Source organism: Arthrobacter sp. JCM 19049 (assembly GCF_001310435.1).
In genome coordinates this window covers 1-3,483 of sequence record NZ_BAXF01000223.1, presented here as the reverse complement: position 1 = coordinate 3,483, position 3,483 = coordinate 1, and the positions used below count along the sequence as shown (strand labels likewise).

Genomic DNA, 3,483 nt, shown 5'->3' with positions numbered 1-3,483 from the left:
CCGGTGTTGGGTGGCGCAGGCATCGTCCTGTTCGGCACGGTGGCCGCCTCGGGCATCCGCACCCTGTCCAGCGTGAAGTATGACGGGCTGAACCTGGTGGTGGTCGCCGCCTCCATCGCGTTTGGCTGCCTGCCCATCGTCAGCCCCGGCATCTACCAGAACTTCCCGGAATGGTTCGCCACCATCTTCGACTCGGGGATCTCCTCGGCCGCCCTGATGGCCGTGCTGCTGAACCTGTTGTTCAACGAGATGAAATTCGGAACCCCGGCCAAGGACGCCTCCGTGTTTGCCGCCGCCCCACCGCGCATGGTGCGGGAGGAAGAAGTGTGCGGCCTGCTGGACGGGGACTACTTCGCCTCCGGGAAGCTGGTCGACAAGGACGGGTACGAGGTACCGGTGGTCACCGAGGAGGAACTCCAGCAAATCCAGACCGGGGCGCTGCCGTTGCCGGAGCCGCGCAAGTTCCAGGCCGAGGTCGAGGAACGGTAAGCGGCGCGGGTCCGGCCCGTGAGAACGCCGAGACCCGGACCAAACCCGTGGGCCGGGCGCCTGAGAACAGGCGCCCGGCCCACGGGTCTTAACGGCTGCTGCCGGGTCTACTTCAGGTGATCCACCAGCTGGGCGGCAATCCCGTTGTAGGTCCCCGGGGTCAGCGCCTGCAGACGCTGTTCGGCCTCTGCCGAGAGCCCCAGCTCGCCCACGAATTCCTTCAGGCGGGCGGCGTCCACGCGGTGTCCGCGGGTCAGGTCCTTCAGCCGCTCGTACGGGTTGTCCATGCCCTGGACCCCGGCGATGGCCTCGGCACGCATCACCATCTGGATGGCCTCGGCCAGCACCTCCCAGTTGTGGTCCAGGTCCTCGGCCAGCACGGTCTCGGCAACATCCAGGCGATCCAGGCCCTTGGCGACATTGGAGATGGCCAGCAGCGAGTGTCCCACTCCGGTGCCGATGTTGCGCTGCGAGGAGGAATCGGTCAGGTCGCGCTGCCAGCGGCTGGTGACCAGGGTGGCCGCCAGGGTGTCGAGCACCCCGTTGGAGATCTCCAGGTTCGCCTCGGCGTTCTCGAAGCGGATCGGGTTGACCTTGTGCGGCATGGTGGAGGAGCCGGTGGCCCCGGCCACCGGGATCTGCACGAAGTAGCCGATGGAGATGTAGCTCCAGATGTCGGTGCACAGGTTGTGCAGGATCCGGTTGAAGCGGGCGATGTCCGCGTACAGTTCCGCCTGCCAGTCGTGCGACTCGATCTGGGTGGTCAGCGGGTTCCAGGTCAGGCCCAGGTGTTCGACGAAGGACTTGGACACCTGCTGCCAGTCGGCGCCGGGCACCGAGGCGTAGTGGGCGGCGTAGGTGCCGGTGCGCCGTTGATCTTGCCCAGGAACTCGGTCTTGGCGATGCGCTGAAGCTGACGGATCAGGCGCCAGGCCAACACAGCCAGTTCCTTGCCCAGGGTGGTTGGGGTGGCCGGCTGGCCGTGGGTGCGCGAAAGCATCGGCACCTCGCGGGACTCCTCGGCCATCTTGGTCAGCTGGGCGACCAGGTCGCGGGCCGCGGGCAGCCAGACGTTTTCGATCCCGCCCTTGATGCCCACCGCGTAGGAGAGGTTGTTGATGTCTTCGCTGGTGCAGCCAAAGTGCACCAGGGGCTTGAGCTGAGCAATGCCGATGCCCTCCAGACGGTTGGCAATGTAGTACTCCACGGCCTTTACGTCATGCACGGTCACTGCCTCGATCTCGGCCAGTTCCTTGACCGAGTCGGCGTTGAAGTCGGTGACAATCTTGCGCAACGCGGTCTTCTGCTCATCGCTCAGCGGCGAGGTCCCGGGCAACACCGAATGATCGGTGAGGTGGATCAGCCATTCAATCTCAACATGGACCCGGTCGCGGTTCAGGGCCGCTTCGGAGAGGTAATCGACCAGCGGGGCGACCGCCGAACGGTAGCGGCCGTCGAGAGCACCAAGTGCCAACGGTTCATTTGCAAGGGAAGTGCGCGCATTCTCAGACATGCCCATATTCTTTCATCACTTGTGGCCAAGCACATCTTTTACGCCGCCCCACACCCTCCACAACCCGCGGGCTGGAACCGCCCGCAACGGCGGGCAGCACCCATGCTGGGTCAGAACGGGAGGTGAAGCCCGCAGAACTTTCACACTGGAGGTGCACGGCAATGTTCAACGCAACATTGGATTCGGTGGGGGCCGCCCTGGCCGAAGCCCGGGAAGCCGCTGATTTGGCGATCCGGGAATTAACGGCAATCCATGCCCTGACATGGCACACCGAGACCGGGCAGGCTTTCATCCGGCGCAGCGGCGAGCTTGCGGCGGAGATCAACCGGCTTTGCGGACACATCACCCAAACCCAGGACGAGCTCCTTGCCGCCCGCCGCGAACTTGATGAACTGGAGACCCGGATCCTGCGGCTGCAGCTGGCGGCGTAGCCATGGGCTATGAGATCAATTACAGCGAAAAGGATTACGCGGCCGCCGCACACGGCTGTGCCCGCGCCGCCGAGGCACTGCACCGGGTGAAGCAGCTGCTGGCCTCCACCCAGGGCAGGATCCTGCTCAGCGCCGCCGAGGCCAGGCTCACTGCGGCCCAGGCCGGACTGGCCCCACCGCTGGTGCATCTGACCCAGCTGGCCGAGCTGGTGCAGCAGGGCACGGCTGCCGCCAACGACGCCCAGGCAATGCCGGGGAATTGGGGACAAGGGTGGGGCAGGCGATGGACAACGCCCGGGCCGCGGAGCACCGGGTTGTCACCCTGCTGGCGCTGCTGAGTTCACCGCGCACCATCACCGAATTCGTCGGCGAGTGGTGGAGCACCCGGGGCAGCCCGCCGCGGGACAGCACCGAGCGGATGCTGGAACTGCTCGGAGTGCTGCTGCGGGCCCCGCTTGACCCGTTCAATCAACCCGACCCGCACCAGCGCCAAGTGGATGAATTCCTGGAAGACCTCACCCGCGTCTTGGATGGGAATCAGCAGCTGCCAGTGCAGTCCATCCGCATCCGGCACAGCGAAGCATTGCCTCCCTGGAATTGGACGGGGGCCTGGAGGGCTACTACCGGCTGCAGGCCGAGGTGCTGCGCCAGGAGTCACGGATCCTCGTCGGCAAGACCTTGCAGGATGGTGAGGAAACCTTCGTGGTGATCCTTCCGGGCACCCACGGCGAGCTTGGGGAGCAGAACCCTTTTGACGCCCGGGGAATCCTGGATTCGCTGGGCCAGGATTCCGGGAACTATATTCCTCCGGTCCTGCAGGCGCTGCGGCAAAGCGGTGCACGGGAGGGCAGCCGGATCATCTTCAGCGGCCACTCCCAGGGCGGGGTGCACGCGGTGAACCTTGCCAAGAACCCGCTGATTGGTCAGAAGTTCAAAGTCCAAGCGGTGCTCACCCTCGGAGCACCGATCGGCAACGTGCAGTTGCCGCAGCAAATTATGGCGCTGCACGTGGAGGACGCCTCCGACCCGGTCCCCGGCTGGACGGGCGCG

The 3,483-nt window shown here is 65.6% G+C and carries 4 protein-coding genes and 2 pseudogenes; 5 read left to right on the top strand and 1 reads right to left on the bottom strand.

What is annotated here, in order from left to right; genetic code table 11:
- A partial coding sequence (locus JCM19049_RS09870; protein ID WP_279402902.1) for a solute carrier family 23 protein occupies positions 1-489 on the top strand: 489 nt, incomplete at its 5' end.
- Between the two features lie 107 nt (positions 490-596).
- Here JCM19049_RS09870 and purB read toward each other — a convergent pair.
- Positions 597-2,002, bottom strand: a pseudogene (purB, locus tag JCM19049_RS09865) (adenylosuccinate lyase).
- A gap of 185 nt (positions 2,003-2,187) precedes the next feature.
- Here purB and JCM19049_RS09860 point away from each other — a divergent pair.
- From JCM19049_RS09860 to JCM19049_RS09845, 4 genes and pseudogenes are all read left to right on the top strand, one after another.
- Positions 2,188-2,433, top strand: a complete 246-nt coding sequence (locus JCM19049_RS09860; RefSeq protein WP_279402901.1) for a hypothetical protein — start codon at positions 2,188-2,190, stop codon at positions 2,431-2,433.
- A gap of 2 nt (positions 2,434-2,435) precedes the next feature.
- The gene (locus JCM19049_RS09855; RefSeq protein WP_054821496.1) at positions 2,436-2,771 is read left to right on the top strand and encodes a hypothetical protein; all 336 of its coding nucleotides are present in this window, start codon (positions 2,436-2,438) and stop codon (positions 2,769-2,771) included.
- Positions 2,717-3,142: a hypothetical protein gene (locus JCM19049_RS20000; protein WP_279402900.1), complete on the top strand. Its 426-nt coding sequence runs from the start codon at positions 2,717-2,719 to the stop codon at positions 3,140-3,142. Before JCM19049_RS09855 ends, JCM19049_RS20000 begins: the two co-directional genes overlap by 55 nt.
- Positions 3,031-3,483, top strand: a pseudogene (locus tag JCM19049_RS09845) (hypothetical protein); the annotation flags it as partial. The gene JCM19049_RS20000 and the pseudogene JCM19049_RS09845, both read left to right, overlap by 112 nt.